We start from the raw sequence: 18680 nt of genomic DNA on the forward strand, positions 1-18680 counted from the left end.
TTATATAGCAATGCGAAAAAAAAATAAAGAAAAATAATTTTCGACAGAAGGAATTTCCTCGCCTGTGTCGAAAATTTAACCTGTAAGGAAATGTACGAAACAGTGGTTAAACCAAAGGAGGATACCGTTTTGCAAAAAATTGAGGTATTGCTGGCTGATGATAATCGTGAATTTACGAATTTGCTTGCCGAATATATATCCGAACAGGAAGATATGGAAGTTACCGGAATTGCCTACAACGGGGAAGAAGTACTGCAGTTGTTGGAGCAAAGCCGTGATGTGCCGGATGTATTGATTCTGGATATTATTATGCCTCATCTGGATGGGCTGGGTGTATTGGAGCGTCTGCGCAACCTGAACCTGAATCCACAACCGAAAGTGATCATGCTTACGGCATTCGGTCAAGAGAACATCACACAGCGTGCCGTGCAGCTCGGTGCTTCTTATTACATCCTCAAACCTTTTGACATGGAAGTGCTCGCTAACCGAGTTCGCCAGCTTGTAGGATCCCAGACAACCGTCTCTTCAAGCACGAACAGTGGTTCATCCATGTTTATGACCAACAAATCTAATGTAGTGCCAATGGGCAAACACAAAAATTTGGATGCCAGCATCACGTCCATCATACATGAAATCGGCGTTCCTGCGCATATTAAAGGATATCAGTATTTACGTGAAGCCATCACCATGGTATATAACAATATCGAAATTTTAGGTGCGATTACCAAAACGCTGTACCCTGCGATTGCCGAGAAATTCAAAACAACGCCGTCCCGCGTAGAACGGGCTATCCGCCATGCGATTGAAGTGGCATGGACACGCGGAAACATCGACAGCATCAGCCACCTGTTTGGCTACACGATTAACATCAGCAAGTCGAAACCGACGAATTCCGAGTTCATCGCGATGGTTGCCGACAAGCTGAGAATCGAGCATAAGGTGTCTTGAAAGGACCGGGAGTAGTTAGGTAATTATGAAAGCAACAGCATACTAAATGCCGCGATTTACGGGTCGATTAGCGTCCTATAGATTGCGGCATTATTTTTTGTTTTCTAATTTATTTTTTATTGATAATGAAAATTATTATCATTTATAATAGAGAGATAATTAGAAAGTTTGATTTGGAAGGTAAGATTGGGGAGAGATTCATGCAATCAAATGATCAGATACAACTTTGGAATCAGGCTGCGGTCAAAATTCTGGATGTTCGCCGGGTTGTTCTGGAAGCAGGAGAGCGAATTCAAGCCTATTATCTCCCTGCGAACAGTTTTATGTACAGTTTGAGGGGAAATGCTCTCGTTGAAATGGATGGACAAAAGCATGTGACGACGGAATTTAACTTGCTGCATGGAACTAAGGGGTCAAGACTTGATATCGAAGCCAAAGATGAGTTCGAATATATTATGCTGTTTTACAGAGCAATTCTTGCCTTCCCGAAACCGAGGTATGTATGGCGCTTAGAACAGGCTTCGGTTACACCATTTGCGCTTCAATATACATTTTTGCCGGACAAACCTCTTCTATTGCTGCGTTATCTTAATGAAATGGAAAAGGCCTGGATTCACGCAAGCCATCTGGATCAACTTCAAATCAAAAGCCTATTTTATCAATTTGTCTACGAACTTATGTCTCAACTGGCTGAGCAGGAAATACGTACAGCACGTCCAGATCCAGTGAAACAGGTGCTTCAGTACATACAAGTCCATTATAGGGAGCACATGACCCTTGATACGTTGGCACATCATTTCAATTACAGCTCACGTCATCTGTCCATGCAGTTTAAACGGAAGACGGGTTCTAGCCCGATCGATTATTTGATCCAGTTACGGCTGACAGAAGCGAAAAAATTGCTGGGTTATTCGGACACTACCTTGAGGGACATTGCAGCAGAGGTCGGTTACTCCGATGTATATTATTTTAGCCGCCTATTCAAAAAACATGTAGGCATGCCGCCGATCCGTTATCAGCAAAAAGTTAGAGAACAAAGGATAATAGAGGATCGTCCATTAGATGTCTCTGAATTGTCCATTGGCAGTAGACGTAACCAAAGATATATTGATTATGATAATCATTATCAATATATTAACGGAGGGTCTACACGAATGAAAAAAAGAAAAGCTAGCTCCAGCATGATATTCATTGCCATATTAAGTTTGACCATGATGTTATCCGCCTGCGGGGCAGGATCAACAGCAGCGCCGACTGCCAGCGAAGCAACGGGTAGCAGTTCGAACACTAACACTGCAGCCTCAACCACCACGGATGCAAGTGCACAGACGAATCAGGATAACGAAACGCGTACGATCTCGACGGTGAAGGGAGAAGTGGTTGTACCTGCAAATCCCAAACGTGTCGTGGTGCTTTATCTCCAGGGAGATGTTGTTGCTCTTGGGGTGAAACCAATCGGCACTTCGGAAGTATTCGATGGAGCGGCGTACAAAGGTGAGCTTGACGGGGTAAATTCACTGGGGAGCTGGTTTGAACCAAATGCGGAGGCTGTCATTGATCTGGATCCTGATCTGATTATTGTACCTTCGGAAGCAACGTATACGTTATTAAAAGATATTGCACCTACGATTTACATTCCATACGAGAAAATGACCACTGAAGAAAGACTTCGGGATATCGCAAATATTTTTGGGAAAGAGCAGGAAGCCGAGAAGCTAATTGTTGAATTAAACAGTAAAGTTGAAGCAGGCAAGAAAAAACTTGCTGATGCAGGCATACTGGACAAAACGGTTTCCATCGTCGAAGGTGGTCTGAAGGAGATGTCCGTTGCGGAGAGCAAGCAATATGGACGGGGTTCTCAGGTGATTTATGAGTACTTGGGCATGAAAGCGCCAAAAGCTGTTCAGCAAAAAATAGATACAGTAACCGCTGCTGCAGGTTCAACTGTATCCATGGAAGTTCTCCCCGAGTATTTGGGGGAGTACGTGTTCCGATCTGTATATGAAGGAGCAGACGATCTGTCTGATAATCCGGTTTGGAGCAGTGTACCCGCGGTAAAAGAAGGACGTTTAATTGAAATTGACTTTGATTTCTTCTATTATTCGGATGTATATTCCATCAACAAACAGCTCGATTATGTTGTGGAACATTTATTGGATACAGTAAAAACAAAATGACCCTTATTGGATCATCTTTGTTTTGAGAAAATTGTTTTATTTTTATCCATTGTATTTTGATAAGATTCCCATTAAACTAGGGATTAAGTGATAATGAGAATCGATATCAAATAATCGATGTTATGGATCGAATTAACGGAGGTAACCTTAATATGGATCAGCAGTTGGAACTATATGATGTAACCATTATCGGCGGAGGTCCCGCCGGGATGTACTCTGCCTTTTATAGCGGTATGCGGGATATGAAAACAAAATTGATTGAAGCACGGGACAGACTCGGCGGACGCATGCTCTTTTATCCGGAGAAGATGATCTGGGACGTGGGTGGTGTAACACCGATTTTATGCGCAAATTTGATTAAGCAGTTGGAAGAGCAGGCGAGAACGTTTGACCCTACGATTGTGTTTGAACAGCAAATTGAAGGTTTTGAACGTCAGCCTGACGGTACGATTATTCTGACGGCTGCTACGGGTGAGAAACACTGGACTCGGACCGTCATTATGGCAATCGGTTATGGAATATACAAAATGGCGAAGCTGGAACTTGAGGGAGCTGACCGTTACGAGGTAACGAATCTGCACTACACGGTGCAGGAATTGGAACCTTTCCGGGGCAAACGTGTGCTTATCTCTGGGGGAGGCGATTCTGCAGTCGACTGGGCCAACGAGCTTGAAGCTCTGGCAGAACAAGTCACGGTTGTACATCGACGCGATCACTTCGGCGGACTGGAGCGAAATGTCATTCGTATGAGAGAATCCTCGGTGGATGTTCGTACACCCTATGCAGTGAATACGCTGCACAGTGTTAGTGGCGAAGTAATTGAACAAGTGACGATATCCCACGTGGAAACAGGTGAAAGTGAACTGCTGGAAGTCGATGCAATTATCGTTAATCACGGCATGAAGAGTGACTTTGGCCCCATTCGGGACTGGGGATTGGATCTTGGAGAGTGGCATGTAACCACAACAGAGAAGCTTCAAACCAATATTCCGGGTGTATTCGCGGCAGGCGACTTTGTGGATTATGGCAGCAAGCTATATCTTATTGCAGGAACTTTCACGGATGCTGCCCTAGCGGTCAACAGTGCCAAACTTTACATGGATCCTGAGGCAGAAAAAGTTGCCTATGTATCTTCTCATAACAGCCGATTCAAAGAGAAAAACAAAGCTCTCGGTGTTGTAGAAGAATAAATACCAAATCAAAAAACCATAACCTTAATTACCTTGACTGAATATCAGGTATTAGGGTTGTGGTTTATTTTTTGTGTGTCTAAATTTATTAAGCTAAAATGTCAATTGATGTATTGGGGGTTAACATTGTTGAAGAATTGGAATGTTTGTTTTTGTCCGTAACCTCGTTGTTATCCGAAAGGATATGGTCTTTATTTTCCTTTTCCGCTTTCACCTCTTCTGTAGAAGCTTTCTCAGCAGTCGGTTCATTGCGTGGAGCTGTTTCGTTTATATCTTGGAGTAATTCCCCAATTTTCTTATCCGTATTTCTAATGTGGGATTTAACTTCCTGAACCATTTCTCGTTTCATCTGAAAAACGGTATGCTCTGCATTTTCAAGCATTACCGATTTGCCGTTATCTGCATGAGGATTACTGTCTAATAAGGTGCGATCAAATCGAACGCCGCCCTCAAGCGTGTTGATTGAACCTTGCATTTTCTCACGGGATCCAACCAGCTTTCCCAATTGATCGTATGTATTGCTATTCTTGATTACAGAACCGAGTGAGACCGTATCTTCAGGTTGAGATTCAGAACTCTTGGGCTTTTCATTCTCTTTTTGACGTGTCTTTTCCTGAATCTCTTCTGCTTTAATTTGAGCAATTTGAGCGTCAATTTCCTGGATACTGGAGTTCAGGGTTTGAATGCGCTGCATTTTCGTTTTAGTATCCAGTTTTTCATTGGATCTCACTGTTTGAATTTCTTCGCTTAGTCTTGCTTTTTGTTTCATTAGGTCCTGGATGATCTTGTCCGTTTTGGTAGCTGTATTACTGCTGCTCTGATTGGTTCCGGTGCTTCTGTTCGATGATGAAACGGATAACATAGGATATTCCTCCTGGGTGTGATAGTCGCATGATTTTTTAATCATACTTATTATAATATCGGAATTTTGGGTTATTCTGTTAAGAGACACTGAAACATGCAGTAGCTAAGATGTATGGCAGTTTGATCAGTTCCGAAGTGAAAACTATAATATGAAAATAGACGAATAAATCTGACAGAGTGGAGAATACGGGGTGGGGTATGTCTAAAATGTTTCGGAGTTTCATTTCCTCTGTCCTCAGGGTTACCAAAGGAAAGAAACGAATCAAATACGCAGCCATTTATCTTGCTGTTGCCGGTGCTTTGCATCGATTACTGGTTGAGAGTAGGCGTGAGCGATCCGCAGCCAAACGACTGCAGCAGGATCTTCCTGTCGCAGAACTTGGGCAAATGAAGCTGGAACCGGGAGATATCGTTTACACGCCAAGTTCGGAATCGACCTATTATGCAGGACACATGGGGATTATTGGACTGGACGGCAAAGTGTATCATGTTCATCCTTATGGACCCGTGTTCGCCGATTCCCTAGAGTGGTATCTTACCAGGTTCTATGAAGGAGATCGTTTCATTGTATTTCGTTCACATTTAAACGAGGCTGGGCAGCGTGCGGCCGAGTGGGTGCACGAACACTACAAGCAGGTTAAGTTTTATCGATTGCAGACCAATTTGCGAAGCATTGAACGAAATTATTGCTCTAAATTTGTATACCAGGCCTATCAATTTACCTCCGGCTTGGATTTGTGGAGCCGCAGGTTTACCAGGCTGAATCAAGGATACATTTATCCATTTCGAATTGAGCGTTCGCCAGCGCTGGAAGTGCTGGGTACGTTTTATAAATAAAGATTAACGCTGACAGGGCTATCCTTCGTTCTGTGTCAAGGGCGGATAGCTTTTGTCGGTTTTTTTTGATATGTGTACCGATTAAAGACAGGAAAAGGCTCTAAAACGTCGAATAGATTATGAGATAGACGTGCACAACTGGGAATGGTATACATAATACCGGCAAGTTCAATTTGACCGGAGAACGACGAAGAATGGCTGTAATTTAAGTCTAGAGAAAGAGTGAGAGTGAGATGAAATGGCTGGGCTTCTTACGCGGATTCAGACGCAAACAAAACGTAGTGAAGCTATCGGACTACATACCTAAAAAAGAAAGGAGGCACTACTGCTCCATTTGCAAGAAAAAAGTTGAATCAGTTGTTCATTACGCAGCGCCTCAGGGAAATGTTGCAGGTGTATGCAGTTCCTGTAAGCTGTTGGCGGATGAACGTGGAATGTACCCCATTTAATAGGAAGAATCATGCTCAGGAAATAACATTGCTTTGATTTATGAGCATTTTTGTAGTACATTAGCAAATGTATTCGAAGGAGGATTCTAATGTACTCAGGTAGACAAGACGATACTTTATACATCATGACCTACACCTTAAACAGCGGTATCAAGGGTACGGTTCCACTGTCTAATAAGCAGATTGTTGAGTGGCTGGATTGCTACAGAAATGAGAAGCGCTTCGTGACCGAGATTGGGAAAGAGTTCTTTGGATTGAATGCAGGCCTCGTGGCAGATTTCAAAGTTCAAAATCATTTATCCGATTATCAACAGACCATCATGCCCACACAGCAGCAGGATAATCTGGAACGCTTGTCCAGTGCATATAAATCAACCGAGCTATTGATGAAAATTGATTGCAAATGCGGTACGGCATATGTAACGGAATCTCCATATAAGCGAACCAAATGGTATTGTACGAAGTGTAAAGAGATCGTATTTCTGGACGCCAAAAAAGGAATGGTAGAAACGTCCCGCGGTGACGCATACTACATGACCAACAAATATTTTGTTTCCCGCGAATAGTGGGAGACTACGAATTAGAGCATCGCTTTGAAGCGGTGCTTTTTTGTAATGAATGTTGAACCGGGTAGAGCGAATGCAGTGGTTAAGCAAAAAAAGCCCTTCAGGGCTTTTTAAGAACAGGCAGGTCTGACTCAGAGATCTGTATCAGAGAACCTGCCGAATATATAATAAAAGCTGAACTAGCATTCTACTTTGTGAGGAGGAATGAAACAGCAGCGGCAGCGTGGTTCGTAAGCTTCCGAATCGCCAATCATGACAACCGGGCCAAGAGTGACTGGCTCTCCATTCACAATACGTTGAGTGAAGGCAGCATCAGGGCTTCCGCAAACTGCACAGAATGCGGAGAGTTTCTCAATGTCATCGGCCATGGCGAGCAGACCCCCAATATATCCGAATTCCTTGCCTCGATAATCCATATTAAGACCATCTACAATCACGTGTTTGCCGCAATAGGCAAGCTCGGAGACCAGGTCCATAATGGCACTGCTGAAAAATTGCACTTCATCAAAAGCAACCACATCAGCATCTTTGGTCTGGGCAAGAATCATCTCCACGGATTCCGGAGTTAATTGTCGGGGGATGGAATGGGCGGGAAGGCGATATCCGATTCGGCTGACAATCTCGTCCTGAGCAAACCGATCATCTTCGGCTGGTTTGTAAGCAACGACCTTTTTACGGCCAAATTGAATCAATTTCTGACAACGGCGAATGAGTTCACCGGATTTTTCACTGAACATGGGTCCAGTAATTACGGTAATACGTCCTGTTTGCACGGTGCTGCTACTCCTCTCACATACGGATTCAACAAAAAAAGCGACCATTACAGAGTACCACAAAATCTCCGTTCAGAGCTAGAACTAATCCAAGCTGCTTTGTGTTACTATATGGATTATTACACTGTTGGTAACGGCAGTTGTGAAGCTGTAGTATTGGAAAAGAGGTGTTTTACAAGTGAATGAAGCGATAAATGAAATGCAGCAGCGGTATGAGGAATTAAAGGGACAGGCTGTCCTTCATGAATGCGCGGAGGCACTGATTGCCGATCTGTTTGCGGAAATAGAGCGGCTGCAGGCCAGCAATTTAACCCTGCGCAGAACCATTCTGAAGTCTTCTTCCAAAGAGTCCCGGATGTCAACAAAGCTGAGGGATGCATTATACGAATAACCCGGAGATCACTCCGGGTTCTCTTCTGTCTGCAATTTGCGAGGAAATAGAATACCTGCTGTAATTCTGGCAATCATGGCAAAGGTAAGGCCAATGCCAGCATACATGTAGATCACGGTAAATGCTTTGCTGAAACCGGTGGTAGGCACAAATTCAGGATGCCCCACCGTCGTCAGAGTCACGGCACAGAAATAAAGCGCATCGATCCAGTGCAGCCCTTCCACACGGGTATAGAACAACGTTCCTGACAGCAGTGTTGCTGCAGTCAAGATAAAGAGTGCGAGAAACTTGGGGTCCTTGAACGCGTGGAAAATGCCCTTGAGCAATCTTTGCAGCGTCATGAGAAACGATATCATGTTAAACCATCCTGTCTTTTTTTGATGTCGATCATTCGCATCGTTTTCTTTAGTTACGTGCGGGATGATGCTGAGACATCCATGTGAATAAATAAGCATTATACCTGATCCTGCATGAATGATAAAGCTGGGGAGAACAGCAAAAAGCCCGGACTTATGAAAGCTTGCCGGGTGTCTCTGCCTGTTCGGTTGTGTTTTTGGAACGGAAACGGGGACCCACATAATTGCGTTTACGGTCACGGAACAAAATCCAGCCCCCCAAGAAACTCATGCCTGCAGCAAACAAGAGAAGCCCGCCTCCAAAGGAAAGCCACTGGAATCCTGGTGAGATCTGATCATTCCCGTGCTCAGCATAATATAGGAAAAGGGCGTCTTTCATCATCAAAAAACCTTTCATGGCCATTAGTCCGGGAATAACCAGGACCAAAATCGCCAAAAACCGTGCAAAGACCAGTCTAGTATTCATCACCATTTAACCCCTTCTGCCAAATGTCGACGTAAAATAAAGGTTGCGCTTACAGGTCATGCCTGATTCCATCATAGCTTGGTTTGTGCACGCTGTCCATGTGTTAGGACAAACTTTGAGTTGACTGCCCAAGGGGAGTACAATGGAATATAGTAAAGTTCTGCAAAAGGCTTTTCATCATCATCAACATCGTTCCATTCATAACGAAATCATATTGATAGAGGAGAACATAAAAGATGCCAATTACATGTGATGTTGCCATTCTCGGAGGAGGAACCGGAGGTTACGTTGCCGCAATTCGTGCTGCCCAGTTGGGTAAACAGGTCGTCATTATCGAGAAGGACAAGCTTGGGGGCACCTGCCTGCATCGCGGATGTATTCCTAGCAAGGCGCTGCTAAGAAGTGCAGAAGTGTACGCAGAGATTCAAGAGAGCGAATCGTATGGAATTGAGACAGCTGGAGCAACGCTGGTATTTCCCAAAGTGCAGGCCCGTAAGGATGCCATTGTAGAACAGCTTCATCAGGGCGTCCAATATTTGATGAAAAAAAATAAGATTCAGGTCGTACAGGCCAAAGGCCGTGTCATCGGACCATCCATTTTCTCGCCGCAGAGCGGAGCCGTAGCTGTGGAGTTTGAAGATGGAGAGATGGATACGGTTGTGCCGACCAATCTCATCATTGCTACCGGGTCACGTCCGCGCGTACTTCCGGGCCTGGAGCCGGATGGCCGGTATATCATGAGCAGTGACGAAGCTCTGCGGATGGATGAACTGCCAACATCACTCATCATCGTGGGTGGTGGCGTGATTGGGCTGGAATGGGCATCCATGCTGAATGACTTCGGGGTGGACATTACGGTTGTCGAGGCTGCAGATCATGTGTTACCCGCAGAAGACGAGGACGTGGCAAGGGAGATGCAGCGGTTGCTCGGCAAACGCGGAGTACGCTTCCTGACAAAGGCTAAAATCATGCCAGAATCATATGAGGCTGGTCAAGAAGGCGTTCGAATTGATGTTCAGATTAATGACGATCAGCAGGAGACGCTCAGTGCGGACAAAATGCTGATATCCGTCGGGCGGCAGGCTAATGTTGAGAATATTGGACTCGAAAACACGGATATCAAACTGGAACGTGGATTCATCGCGGTAAACAAACATCTGCAGACCGGTGAAGGGCATATTTACGCCATTGGAGATGTTATTGGTGGATTACAGCTTGCGCATGCAGCGAGTCATGAAGGCATTCTGGCCGTGAATCATCTGGCAGATGAAACCGTTCATGCAGTCGAATCCCACCGTATTCCGCGGTGTGTGTACACTCGTCCTGAGGCTGCAAGCATTGGTTTCACGGAGCGTGAAGCGAAAGAGCGCGGCTTCGATGTCAAGACCGGCAAGTTTCCGTTTCAGGCGATTGGCAAATCGCTCGTTCATGGAAACAGGGACGGTTTTGTGAAGGTAATCGCCGATGCCAAGACGAATGATATATTGGGTGTACATATGATTGGTACCCATGTGACGGAACTGATTGCAGAGGCTTCACTTGCACAAATGCTGGACGCGACGCCTTGGGAAGTAGGCCAGACGATCCATCCCCATCCTTCCCTGTCCGAAATTATGGGTGAAGCGATGTTGGCCGTAGACGGAAAGGCCATTGGAATGTAAGTCTGATCAGGCTTATAAGAAAGGTCCTTTCCTTTTTTGGGCAAAAGGGATTATAATAAGGTTAAGCCAAGTCTTAGTACCAGGTTATAAGATCGGGTTGTAAGACGGGCACAGGCTCTGATTAAAAGGAGGTACCTCATATGAGTTCACAAGGTACTGCAGATGCGGTCCACCGCCATGAACAGCTGGGACTTAGCGATGGAGAAGTATTGGACATGTACAAATACATGCTGCTTGCACGCAAGTTCGATGAACGTTGCTTGCTCTTGCAGCGGGCCGGCAAAATTAACTTTCACGTATCCGGTGTAGGTCAGGAAGCTGCGCAAGTGGGTGCTGCTTTTGGACTGGACCGGGATCACGATTATTACTTACCTTATTACCGCGATTACGGCTTCGTATTGGCGGTAGGCATGACGCCTCGCGAGCTGATGCTCTCTGCATTTGCCAAGGCGGAAGATCCGAATAGCGGCGGCCGTCAGATGCCAGGGCATTTTGGTCATAAAAAGCTGCGAATTGTTACGGGCTCAAGCCCGGTTACTACTCAAGTACCTCATGCCGTAGGTTTTGCACTGGCAGCAAAAATGCAGAAAAAGGAATTTGTTTCATTTGTTACGTTTGGTGAAGGCTCAAGCAACCAGGGAGACTTCCACGAAGGAGCTAACTTCGCTGGAGTTCACAAGCTGCCTGTCATTATTATGTGTGAGAACAACCAATACGCCATCTCGGTTCCGGTCCATAAGCAGCTTAGCGGCAAGATATCGGATCGCGCACTGGGGTACGGCTTCCCTGGATTACGGGTTGACGGCAATGATGCGCTTGAAGTATATGCTGCCGTCAAAGAAGCGCGCCGCCGTGCCATTGCCGGTGAAGGCCCTACCCTGATTGAAGCCATGATGTACCGTTTATCTCCTCACTCCACTTCCGACAATGATCTGGCTTACCGGACCAAGGAAGAGGTTGACGAGAATTGGAAGAAGGACGGCGTTCTTCGGATGAAAAATTATTTGATTGATTGCGGCATCTGGGACGAAGCCCGGGATGCGGATCTGGCTTCCCAGCTCGCGCTGGAAATGAAAGAAGCGACTGAATATGCAGACAACGCGCCATATCCGAAACCTGAGGATACTCTGACGCACGTTTACGCGGACAGCGAAGAAGGGGGACGGTAATCATGGCGGTTATGGAATATATCGATGCGATCCGTCTTGCGATGAAAGAAGAGATGGAGCGAGACGAGAATGTCTTTGTACTGGGTGAAGACGTCGGTGTCAAAGGCGGCGTGTTTACCACAACCAAAGGCTTGCAAGAGCAATTCGGCGAGATGCGTGTGATGGATACACCTTTGTCCGAATCGGCCATTGCAGGGGTAGCCATTGGGGCGGCTATGTATGGCATGAAGCCCATTGCGGAGATGCAATATTCAGACTTTATGCTGCCGGCAACCAATCAGATCATTAGTGAAGCGGCCAAAATCCGCTATCGTTCCAACAATGACTGGAGCTGTCCGATTGTTATCCGTGCGCCGATTGGCGGAGGGATCTTCGGAGGATTGTATCATTCACAATGTCCGGAATCCATTTTCTTTGGTACACCTGGTTTGAAAATCATCGCTCCTTACTCGGCATACGACGCCAAAGGTTTGCTCAAAGCTGCCGTCCGCGACCCGGATCCGGTACTGTTCTTCGAAAATAAGAAGTGTTACAAGCTGATTAAAGAAGACGTACCAGAGGATGATTACATCGTTCCGATCGGCAAAGCAAATGTGCTTCGCGAAGGTGCGGATATCACGGTTATCGGGTACAGCCAGCCGCTGCATTTTGTAATGCAGGCTGCGGAAGAGCTGGAGCGAGAAGAAGGGATTACTTCCCACGTTCTGGATCTGCGTACATTGCAGCCGCTTGACCGTGAAGCGATCATTGCTTCCGCTCGTCAGACAGGCAAGGTGCTCATTGTTCATGAGGACAACAAAACAGGTGGTGTTGGTGCCGAAGTTGCGGCTATTATCAGCGAAGAGTGCCTGTTCGATCTGGATGCACCTATTCAGCGTCTTTGCGGACCGGACGTACCGGCGATGCCAATCAGCCCGACACTGGAGAAATTCTACATGCTTAGCAAGGATAAAGCGAAGGAAGCGATGCGCACCCTTGCGGAGTATTAATTCGGTTGATCATAAGTTTCGACAATCTGTTCGAAAAAAAGGTTAAAAGCAAAGTTTGGAGTGATATAACAAATGGCTGAACGTATGAAATGGATCGAGGTCATTATGCCGCAGCTGGCAGAATCGCTGGTCTCGGCTACCATTGGAAAATGGTTAAAAAAACCGGGCGACCGGGTTGAACAATACGAGCCAATCTGTGAAGTAATCACCGATAAGGTCAATGCAGAGATTCCATCGACAGTGGATGGAATCATGGGCGACCTTCTGGTAGAAGAAGGTACGACGATTGCTGTTGGCGAAGCCATCTGCCGGATGCAGGTAGCAGCTGCGGATGATGAGCAAGTGGCAGAGCAAGTGACACAAGTATCCCAGCAGAACAATGCACAGCAAGGATCCGTGACTCCAGCAGGTCATGATCCCAATCAGCCTATGCGTAATCGCTACTCTCCTGCGGTACAGTCACTTGCAGCAGAACATGGTCTCAACTTGCAGGCCATTCAAGGAACAGGAGCAGGCGGACGCATCACACGCAAGGATGTGCTTGCTATTATCGCTCAAGGTGGCCAAACAAGTATACCGTCAGCACAACCTTCCTCTGAAGCTAGTCCATCTGCTTCACCGTTTAGCGGTTTGAACAAAAACGGGGCAGAAACGGGAATCTCCGCAAGAGAAGCGGTTTCTGCGCAGGATGCTGGCGTTCCCGTGAGACATTCAGGGATTCATTTGACGGAATCTCCGAAAATCCCGCAGATTGAAGTAGAAGGTGGCGGCCAGGGAAGATCGGAATATTTTATCGATGTTACTCCTGTGCGTAATGCCATTGCCCGGAACATGCGTCAGAGCGTATCGGAGATCCCTCACGCATGGACCATGATTGAAGTGGATGTTACCAACCTGGTCATGCTGCGCAATAAGCTCAAGGATGAGTTCAAGCGTAAAGAAGGCATTAATCTGACGTACCTCTCCTTCATGATGAAGGGTGTTGTAAATGCGATTAAGGATTACCCGATTATGAACTCGGTTTGGGCTGTCGACAAAATTATCGTTAAACGGGATATTAACTTGTCCATGGCGGTAGGTACGGAAGACTCTGTGCTGACACCTGTGATCAAGCATGCGGATCAGCGTAATATCGCAGGTCTGGCCCGGGAAATCGATGATTTGGCACGCAAAACCCGTGAAGGTACCCTGAAGCTGGATCATATGCAAGGTGGTACGTTTACAGTCAATAATACCGGTTCCTTTGGTTCAATTCTTTCGCAACCGATTATTAACTATCCACAAGCGGCAATTCTCACGTTTGAGTCGATCGTGAAGAAGCCTGTAGTCATTAATGACATGATTGCCGTTCGTTCGATGGCCAACCTGTGTCTGTCTCTGGATCATCGGATACTGGATGGCGTCATCTGCGGCAGGTTCTTGCAGCGGGTCAAGGAAAACCTTGAGGGTTATAATATGGAAACAAAGGTGTATTAATGAAATAGAGTTGTCAAGGGAAAGTGTATGTGCCAAAGGCCGTGCACTTTTCCCACTGTCTGCGGTTAAACGATCAAATATGGTTTGGACAATGAAGCGGAAGGGTGTGGGGAAATCATGAACAAGCCGCTGGATGTGACATACATACCGATGCTTGATTATGAACAGGCTTGGAACCGCCAAAAAGCAATTGTACAGCAGCTGGACGAAGGTGAGGGAGTCGAGCAGATGCTTCTGCTGCAGCATCCTCCCACGTATACAATCGGATCTCAGAATCATCCGGAGCATCTGCTTCTCAGCAAGGAGGAGCTCGAGGCAAAGGGGATTACCTTGTTTCAAATTGATCGTGGCGGTGATATTACATATCATGGTCCAGGCCAGCTTGTTGGTTATCCGCTGCTCGTTCTCGGCCGTGATGAAGCTCTTGATTTACATGGGTATTTGCGCAATCTGGAGCAGGTCATCATTGATTACCTGGCAGATGAGGGAATTGAGGCAGGCCGGAAAGAGGCATACACCGGAGTATGGATCGGAGATATGAAGATCGCTGCCATCGGGGTAAAGTTCAACCGTTGTAAACATCGGCGAGGATTCGTGACGAGTCATGGTTTTGCTTTTAATATTACTTCAGGTATTCAGGATGAAGGATTTCAGGGGATTATCCCTTGTGGCATAGAGCAGTACGGCGTAACCTCTCTCGAGGACATCACCGGCAGAACCTACACCGTGGAGCAAGTTGCCCAGCAGATTGTCCCCTATTTCGGACGTATTTTTCCATACGAGATGACTTGGAGAACCGAAAAAGAAGCCATTGTCCGTCTCTAGTTCAGACAGTCAAGGGCTTCAGATTCTATCCAAATAGTAGAGGTTCAAGAGCAATGAAAAGGGTAGACCCGATCATGGCAATCAGCATGAGATAGATCACGATTTTGAACCATTTCTTTTTTTGCATGAAGAGAGAACTCCTTTCAACAAATGAAAAATAAACAAGCATATTAATTGTATTGTACCGTATCCATGAGAGGGAGGAAAGTCCTATGATTAAACAGGAACGTGTTGTACATCAGTTTATGGAACTGGTGCAGATCGACAGTGAAACGAAGAATGAACATAACATCTCCAACGTATTGAAGGAGCAGTTTACCCAGCTGGGTCTCAGCATTTATGAGGACGACACCATGGAGAAAACCGGGCATGGAGCAGGTAACCTGATTGTTACCTGGGAAGCGGATGGTGCACCGGAGGCAGCGCCGATCTTTTTTACCTGCCACATGGATACTGTAACTCCTGGACAGGGAATTAAACCCGAGCTTGGGGAAGATGGTTGGATTCGCAGCGATGGAACAACGATCCTCGGAGCAGACGACAAGGCAGGTATTGCTGCTCTGCTTGAAGCGATTCGGGCGATCCAGGAGAACAAGGTTCCACACGGGAAAATTCAGTTCGTCATTACCGTTGGCGAAGAATCCGGTCTGGTCGGTGCCCGTGCAATGAATCCAAAAGATATTGAGGCTGAATTCGGTTATGCACTTGATTCCAATGGTGCAGTGGGAACAATTTGTGTGGCTGCCCCGGCGAGAGCCGAGATTCAGATGAACATTTATGGGAAATCTGCACATGCAGGTGTGAACCCCGAAGATGGCATCAGTGCCATCCAAGTGGCGGCGAAGGCCATTGCAGCAATGACACTGGGACGGATTGATGATGAGACCACAGCCAATATTGGCAAGTTTCAGGGCGGATCTGCACTGAACGTTGTGTGTGATTTTGTACAGATTGAAGCGGAAGCACGCAGTATTGTACAGGAAAAAGTGGAAAAGCAAATTGCTCAGATGCGTGAAGCTCTTGAAACAACCTGCCGCAAATACGGTGCCACAGCCGAATTCCGCAGCGAGATTTTGTATCCTGCCTTCGGGTTCCACGATGAGCATGAGGTTGTGCAGCTTGCGCAGCGTGCGATTCGCGGCCTGGGTCTGGAAACAAGTACGTTTGCTTCGGGTGGTGGCAGTGATGCCAACATCTTCAATGGCTTCAACATTCCGACCGTCAATCTGGCGGTAGGTTATGAGGATATTCATACGACAAAAGAGCGCATTCGTGCGGAAGATATCGTTAAACTGTCCCAGGTTGTCGTAGCCATCATTCAGGAGACCGCTTCTGGCAGCAAGTAAGCATATATTGAGAGGTATTTATTTGGGAGCAAGCACCTCTCTACGTAAAAGTCCGAAACCGGTTAGCATCGGATTCGGACTTTTTGTGAATTCATGTTATATTTCATGGGAGAAATGAAAGTAAACAAGGATTACTTTCGTCCCGCAATCAGTTCACTTAGTTTGGCATCAGGACCCCATTCACGCAGCCATTGCTTGAGTATAAGCTGGACTTGCCTTGCTTGTCCGACCACATGTACCGATTGAGATGTCACATAACTGTTCATTGGATATCCCCCTGATTTGTTTTATATTTCTCGAAAGGTTATAGGCTCACGATATGCCAAAAAACGGGGGATTATACGTATTGTGAATATAAAATCTTAAAAAATGGAGTTGATCCTATATGAATCCTACCAACCAAACGGGCTCTAACCACCCGTCTAATCCCAAGCTCGATGAAGTAACAGTCTCGACGAAGCCAATCTTTGAAGGAAAAGTCATTTCTCTTCAGGTCGATACGGTCAAGCTGCCTAATGGACAGACAGCTTCACGTGAGATTATTCGTCACCCCGGGGCCGTAGCTGTGCTTGCCCTGAATGGGGATCGCATGCTGGTGGTTGATCAGTATCGTCAGGCGATGGGGCGTACCGAGGTGGAAATACCTGCAGGCAAACTTGATCCGGGAGAAGAGCCGGAGGCTGCGGCCGCTCGTGAATTACGAGAAGAAACCGGCTATGCAGCCAAGTCGCTGCGTCATCTGCGTTCTTTCTATACATCACCTGGTTTCGCAGACGAGATCATTCACTTGTATATTGCCGAGGAGCTCGAAGCCGGAGACATGGCACTGGATGAAGATGAATTTCTCGAGGTATCTGAAATCACGCTTGAGGAAGCTTATCAGCTCATGGATCAGAACCGGATCAGTGATGCAAAAACGATGATGGCTGTGTACGCATGGGATCTGTACAGAACAACAGGGCGGTTTTAATGATGGCAGATCAGCAGACAACGTCTAACACGTGGGATTCCTGTTACGCAGACCTGCATATCCACATTGGGCGTACGTCCCGCGGTGAAGCTGTTAAAATCAGTGGCAGCCGGGATCTGACCTTCGAGAATATTGCTCGTGAAGCGTCAGAGCGCAAGGGAATTCATCTGCTCGGCGTCATAGACTGCCATTCACCAGTGGTACAGATGGATATCGAGCAGCTGCTTGAGAATGGCACGATGTCCGAGCTGAAGGATGGAGGCATTGCCTACCAGGACACCACGATTCTTCTCGGTACCGAAATCGAGCTGCGCGAACCGGAGATGAGAGAATATCACATGCTGGCCTACTTTCGTGATTTGACAACGATGAAGTCATTTACGGAGTGGATGCAGCGTTATATGAAAAATGTGAATCTCAGTTCACAACGGGTATATGTCTCATCCCTCGAAATGCAGGCCGAGATAAAAGCCCGTGGCGGGCTCATCGTGCCCGCACATGCCTTTACACCTCATAAAGGCATCTATGGCAGCACGGCTCCGCGTATGGCAGATGTGCTGGATACAAGCCTGATTGATGCGGTGGAGCTAGGATTAAGCTCAGACTCATCTATGGCCAGCTACATTCAGGAGCTTGACCAGCTCCCTTTTCTAACCAATTCGGATGCACATTCCCTTGGTAAAATCGGACGCGAGTATAATGAGCTGCAGATTGCCCATCCTTCATTTGAAGAATTCAGCATGGCATTGAAGGGGCAGGCTGGAAGAAGTATCAAGGCCAATTACGGCTTGAACCCGAGGCTTGGCAAATACCACCGCACGTATTGTGCAGCCTGTGGCAGCATCATGGATGAACAGGCGATGTCAGCAGAACGCTGCCCCTATTGCGGCAGTACGAAGCTGGTGCAGGGCGTTCTGGATCGTATACTGGCCATTGCAGATCGGGAGAGCCCTCACGTTCCAGAATTCAGGCCACCGTACCACTATCAGGTACCGCTTGAGTTTATCCCGGGACTGGGCAAGGCAAAGCTGCGTCAGCTTTTGGAACACTTTGGCACCGAAATGAATGTCCTTCATAGAACAAGTGAAGAGGAGCTTGCGAGTGTTGTGGGACCCGTTCTGGCCAGTCTTATCGTTTCTGCTCGAAATGGTCGACTGGAGTTGTCATCCGGAGGCGGGGGAACCTATGGCAAGGTCTCTGGTAAGGAAATGGACTAAGACAGGTAGA

The 18680-nt window shown here is 46.7% G+C and carries 20 protein-coding genes; 14 read left to right on the forward strand and 6 right to left on the reverse strand.

The window, feature by feature from the left end:
* Nucleotides 1-129 precede the first annotated feature (129 nt).
* The 3 genes from spo0A to AC3WQ3_RS14080 all read left to right on the forward strand — a co-directional run bounded on the left by spo0A (nucleotide 130) and on the right by AC3WQ3_RS14080 (nucleotide 4315).
* Nucleotides 130-948, forward strand: coding sequence for a sporulation transcription factor Spo0A (spo0A, locus tag AC3WQ3_RS14070; RefSeq protein WP_095290453.1), 819 nt, complete (start codon nucleotides 130-132; stop codon nucleotides 946-948).
* Nucleotides 949-1148: 200 nt separating this feature from the next.
* Nucleotides 1149-3125 (forward strand): AraC family transcriptional regulator, encoded by a 1977-nt coding sequence (locus AC3WQ3_RS14075; protein WP_492472575.1) that lies wholly within the window; start codon nucleotides 1149-1151, stop codon nucleotides 3123-3125.
* A gap of 152 nt (nucleotides 3126-3277) precedes the next feature.
* Nucleotides 3278-4315, forward strand: coding sequence for an NAD(P)/FAD-dependent oxidoreductase (locus tag AC3WQ3_RS14080; protein ID WP_336780700.1), 1038 nt, complete (start codon nucleotides 3278-3280; stop codon nucleotides 4313-4315).
* 88 nt (nucleotides 4316-4403) lie between these two features.
* On the opposite strand, the gene AC3WQ3_RS14085 is transcribed toward AC3WQ3_RS14080, so the two are convergent.
* Nucleotides 4404-5177, reverse strand: a complete 774-nt coding sequence (locus AC3WQ3_RS14085; protein WP_492472576.1) for a FlxA-like family protein — start codon at nucleotides 5175-5177, stop codon at nucleotides 4404-4406.
* 200 nt (nucleotides 5178-5377) lie between these two features.
* Here AC3WQ3_RS14085 and AC3WQ3_RS14090 point away from each other — a divergent pair, with 200 nt between their 5' ends.
* A complete protein-coding gene (locus tag AC3WQ3_RS14090; protein WP_492472577.1) occupies nucleotides 5378-6016 on the forward strand; it encodes a hypothetical protein in 639 nt (212 codons plus the stop codon).
* 538 nt (nucleotides 6017-6554) lie between these two features.
* Complete coding sequence (locus tag AC3WQ3_RS14095) at nucleotides 6555-7031, forward strand: hypothetical protein (protein WP_336780703.1); 477 nt, start codon at nucleotides 6555-6557, stop codon at nucleotides 7029-7031.
* 179 nt (nucleotides 7032-7210) lie between these two features.
* Here the strand turns inward: AC3WQ3_RS14095 and AC3WQ3_RS14100 are convergent, their stop codons facing one another.
* Nucleotides 7211-7804 (reverse strand): thymidine kinase, encoded by a 594-nt coding sequence (locus AC3WQ3_RS14100; RefSeq protein WP_095290464.1) that lies wholly within the window; start codon nucleotides 7802-7804, stop codon nucleotides 7211-7213.
* 178 nt (nucleotides 7805-7982) lie between these two features.
* Between AC3WQ3_RS14100 and AC3WQ3_RS14105 the strand changes: the two genes are divergently transcribed.
* Complete coding sequence (locus AC3WQ3_RS14105; RefSeq protein WP_492472578.1) at nucleotides 7983-8195, forward strand: hypothetical protein; 213 nt, start codon at nucleotides 7983-7985, stop codon at nucleotides 8193-8195.
* Between the two features lie 8 nt (nucleotides 8196-8203).
* Here the strand turns inward: AC3WQ3_RS14105 and AC3WQ3_RS14110 are convergent, their stop codons facing one another.
* Together AC3WQ3_RS14110 and AC3WQ3_RS14115 are read right to left on the reverse strand one after the other, a co-directional pair.
* Complete coding sequence (locus tag AC3WQ3_RS14110; RefSeq protein WP_095359262.1) at nucleotides 8204-8551, reverse strand: potassium channel family protein; 348 nt, start codon at nucleotides 8549-8551, stop codon at nucleotides 8204-8206.
* A gap of 154 nt (nucleotides 8552-8705) precedes the next feature.
* Nucleotides 8706-9023: a DUF2627 domain-containing protein gene (locus AC3WQ3_RS14115; RefSeq protein ID WP_095290469.1), complete on the reverse strand. Its 318-nt coding sequence runs from the start codon at nucleotides 9021-9023 to the stop codon at nucleotides 8706-8708.
* Nucleotides 9024-9253: 230 nt separating this feature from the next.
* On the opposite strand from AC3WQ3_RS14115, the gene lpdA reads away from it, so the two are divergent.
* From lpdA to lipB, 5 genes are all read left to right on the forward strand, one after another.
* Complete coding sequence (gene lpdA, locus AC3WQ3_RS14120) at nucleotides 9254-10678, forward strand: dihydrolipoyl dehydrogenase (protein ID WP_492472579.1); 1425 nt, start codon at nucleotides 9254-9256, stop codon at nucleotides 10676-10678.
* Nucleotides 10679-10818: 140 nt separating this feature from the next.
* Entirely contained in the window at nucleotides 10819-11847 is a 1029-nt protein-coding gene (locus AC3WQ3_RS14125; protein ID WP_095290473.1) for a thiamine pyrophosphate-dependent dehydrogenase E1 component subunit alpha, read from the forward strand.
* A 2-nt stretch (nucleotides 11848-11849) separates the two neighbouring features.
* A complete protein-coding gene (locus tag AC3WQ3_RS14130) occupies nucleotides 11850-12836 on the forward strand; it encodes an alpha-ketoacid dehydrogenase subunit beta (RefSeq protein WP_095290475.1) in 987 nt (328 codons plus the stop codon).
* A gap of 72 nt (nucleotides 12837-12908) precedes the next feature.
* On the forward strand, nucleotides 12909-14312 hold the full coding sequence (locus AC3WQ3_RS14135) for a dihydrolipoamide acetyltransferase family protein (RefSeq protein ID WP_336780705.1): 1404 nt from the start codon (nucleotides 12909-12911) through the stop codon (nucleotides 14310-14312).
* 117 nt (nucleotides 14313-14429) lie between these two features.
* Nucleotides 14430-15137, forward strand: coding sequence for a lipoyl(octanoyl) transferase LipB (gene lipB, locus AC3WQ3_RS14140; protein ID WP_492472580.1), 708 nt, complete (start codon nucleotides 14430-14432; stop codon nucleotides 15135-15137).
* 25 nt (nucleotides 15138-15162) lie between these two features.
* Here lipB and prli42 read toward each other — a convergent pair whose 3' ends face one another.
* Nucleotides 15163-15264, reverse strand: a complete 102-nt coding sequence (prli42, locus tag AC3WQ3_RS14145) for a stressosome-associated protein Prli42 (RefSeq protein WP_095290480.1) — start codon at nucleotides 15262-15264, stop codon at nucleotides 15163-15165.
* An 85-nt stretch (nucleotides 15265-15349) separates the two neighbouring features.
* Here prli42 and AC3WQ3_RS14150 point away from each other — a divergent pair, with 85 nt between their 5' ends.
* Entirely contained in the window at nucleotides 15350-16483 is a 1134-nt protein-coding gene (locus AC3WQ3_RS14150; RefSeq protein WP_492472581.1) for a M20/M25/M40 family metallo-hydrolase, read from the forward strand.
* 131 nt (nucleotides 16484-16614) lie between these two features.
* On the opposite strand, the gene AC3WQ3_RS14155 is transcribed toward AC3WQ3_RS14150, so the two are convergent.
* The gene (locus AC3WQ3_RS14155) at nucleotides 16615-16749 is read right to left on the reverse strand and encodes a Z-ring formation inhibitor MciZ (protein ID WP_095290484.1); all 135 of its coding nucleotides are present in this window, start codon (nucleotides 16747-16749) and stop codon (nucleotides 16615-16617) included.
* A 119-nt stretch (nucleotides 16750-16868) separates the two neighbouring features.
* On the opposite strand from AC3WQ3_RS14155, the gene AC3WQ3_RS14160 reads away from it, so the two are divergent.
* Both AC3WQ3_RS14160 and AC3WQ3_RS14165 read left to right on the forward strand, forming a co-directional pair.
* Nucleotides 16869-17453, forward strand: a complete 585-nt coding sequence (locus AC3WQ3_RS14160; RefSeq protein ID WP_095290485.1) for an NUDIX domain-containing protein — start codon at nucleotides 16869-16871, stop codon at nucleotides 17451-17453.
* The gene (locus tag AC3WQ3_RS14165) at nucleotides 17453-18670 is read left to right on the forward strand and encodes an endonuclease Q family protein (RefSeq protein WP_261780029.1); all 1218 of its coding nucleotides are present in this window, start codon (nucleotides 17453-17455) and stop codon (nucleotides 18668-18670) included. Before AC3WQ3_RS14160 ends, AC3WQ3_RS14165 begins: the two co-directional genes overlap by 1 nt.
* The last annotated feature ends 10 nt before the right edge of the window (nucleotides 18671-18680 follow it).

The organism is Paenibacillus sp. FW104-T2, from assembly GCF_058789975.1.